Raw genomic sequence first — 2,019 nt, 5'->3', positions numbered from 1 at the left:
CGCGGTCGCGACCGGCTTCCAGCAAGGCGACGCCGTCGCCCTCGCGCCCGATCAATTGCCCGCGGACCTCGCGCAGGCTGATCTCGGCGGCCCTGCGGCCGTCGATCGTCTTGAAGCTCTGGAGATCTAGTCCAGCGGCGCGCCGGTCGACCACGAACAGGCTAACTCCGCCGCGGTCACGGTCGTCGCCGGAGGTCCGTGCCGAGACGATGAGATCGTCGGCCCAGGGCGCCGCGATCACCATGGTCTTCGCGCCGGTCAGAACGTAATCGCTCCCTTCGCGCCGCGCCCTTGTGGTCACCTTGGCAAGGTCGAAACGGGATTCCTTCTCCGTCCATGCCAGTGTCCAGATCTTGCTTCCGTCGATGATGCCGGGGATGAAGGCCTGCTGCTGCTCGGGCGTGCCGGCGTGCTCGATCAGGCCGCCGGCCAGCACCACCGTCTCGACGAAAGGCTCGACGACGAGGTGACGGCCGAACTCATGCATGATGATCATGGTCGCTAATGGGCCGCCGCCCAGACCACCGGCGCTGTCGGAGAACGGCGCGGCGAGCAGTCCGAGTTCGGCGAAAGCGTCCCACTGCGTGCGGCTGAAGCCTTCCTCGCTCGCCACGATCTTGCGCCGCGCCTCGAAATCGTACTGGTCGCGCAGCAGGCGCTGCACGCTGGACCGCAGCAATTCCTGCTCTTCCGTGAACTGAATATCCATCCGCTCCTCCCGATCCGTGTGGCTAGAGCCCGAGCACGGCTTTGGCGATGATGTTGCGCTGGATCTCGTTGGATCCGCCGTAGATGCTGAGCTTGCGCGCGTTGAGATATTTCTCCGAGGCGGTATGGCCGTAGTCGGGGCCCGGCATGAAGCGATTGGCGCTGACCGGATGTTCGCGGATGGCAAGGCCGTAATTGCCGATGGCGCGGTGCGTGAGCTCCGTAATGTCCTGGAAAATCTCGGTGCCGCGGATCTTGAACAGCGAGGCCGCAGGGCCGGGATCAATGCCGCGCGCCAGCTGTGCCACGACGCGCAGCTCGGTCGCCTCCAGCGCCAAAACGTCGAGCTCGACGCGGGCGATGTCGCGCAGAAATTCGAGATGCGCTGGATCGTCGGCCGGGATCTCGGCCTCTACGATCTGCTTCAGCTTCTGGATATAACGGGTCGACCGGCCGATGCCGGCCATGCTGGTTCGTTCATTCCCGAGCAGGAATTTGGCGTAAGTCCACCCCTTGTTCTCCTCGCCGACCAGATTTTCCACCGGCACGCGGACGTTCTCGAGGAAGACGTCATTGACCTCGTGACTGCCGTCGATCGTGATGATCGGCCGCACCGTGACGCCGGGCGACTTCATGTCGATCAGCAGGAAGGAGATGCCGGATTGCGGCTTCGCGTTCGGATCGGTGCGCACAAGGCAGAAGATCCAGTCCGCATGCTGCGCCAGCGTCGTCCAGGTCTTGTGACCGTTGACGATATAATGGTCGCCGTCACGCACCGCCTTGGTTCTGACGGTCGCAAGGTCCGAGCCGGCGCCCGGCTCGGAATAGCCCTGGCACCACCAATCCTCGCCGGACAGGATCCGTGGCAGGAATTTTGTCTTCTGCGCCTCGTTGCCGAAGGTGTAGATGACGGGTCCGACCATGGTGACGCTGAAGGCCAGCGGCGGAAGCGTGCCGGCCCGGGAGGTCTCCTGCTCGAAAATGAAGCGCTGTGTGATCGACCAGCCGGGGCCGCCATATTCCTTCGGCCATAGCGGCGCGATCCAGCCCTTCTTGTAGAGAATGCGATGCCAGAGCAGCGACTGTTCCTTGGTCAGATCGGTCTCGGGATTCGGAACGCGCATTTCTTCGGGGTAATGATCCCTGATGAATGCGCGAACCTCGTCGCGAAACGCCGCATCTTGCGGCGACAATGCGAGCTCCATCGAACCGGCTCCCTACCACTTCTCGCCGAACGGGCGGATCTCCAGCTCAAATGTCCAGGCGGTCTTTGGCTGCTGGTAGAGCTGCCAGTAGGCGCCGGCGACGGCC

At 63.8% G+C, this 2,019-nt stretch carries 2 protein-coding genes and 1 pseudogene; all 3 read right to left on the bottom strand.

Annotation, left to right across the window (positions count from 1 at the left end):
• Positions 1 to 709 (bottom strand): acyl-CoA dehydrogenase family protein (locus tag I6F36_RS38480; RefSeq protein ID WP_225173242.1); only part of this gene is annotated, 709 nt, incomplete at its 3' end.
• Positions 710 to 731: 22 nt separating this feature from the next.
• A complete protein-coding gene (locus tag I6F36_RS38475; RefSeq protein ID WP_225128161.1) occupies positions 732 to 1,913 on the bottom strand; it encodes an acyl-CoA dehydrogenase family protein in 1,182 nt (393 codons plus the stop codon).
• Positions 1,914 to 1,925: 12 nt separating this feature from the next.
• A pseudogene (locus I6F36_RS38470) lies at positions 1,926 to 2,019 on the bottom strand (short-chain dehydrogenase); the annotation flags it as partial.

The sequence above is a fragment of the Bradyrhizobium sp. BRP19 genome (assembly GCF_020194195.1).
Classification (GTDB): Bacteria; Pseudomonadota; Alphaproteobacteria; order Rhizobiales; family Xanthobacteraceae; genus Bradyrhizobium; species Bradyrhizobium yuanmingense.
The sequence above is the reverse complement of the archived record's forward strand: the minus strand, read 5'-3'. Positions and strand labels throughout refer to the sequence as shown.

Coding starts and splice junctions, on each gene's coding strand:
- I6F36_RS38475 (WP_225128161.1), bottom strand. CDS start 1,913: ATGGAGCTCGCATTGTCGCCGCAAGATGCGGCGTTTCGCGACGAGGTT.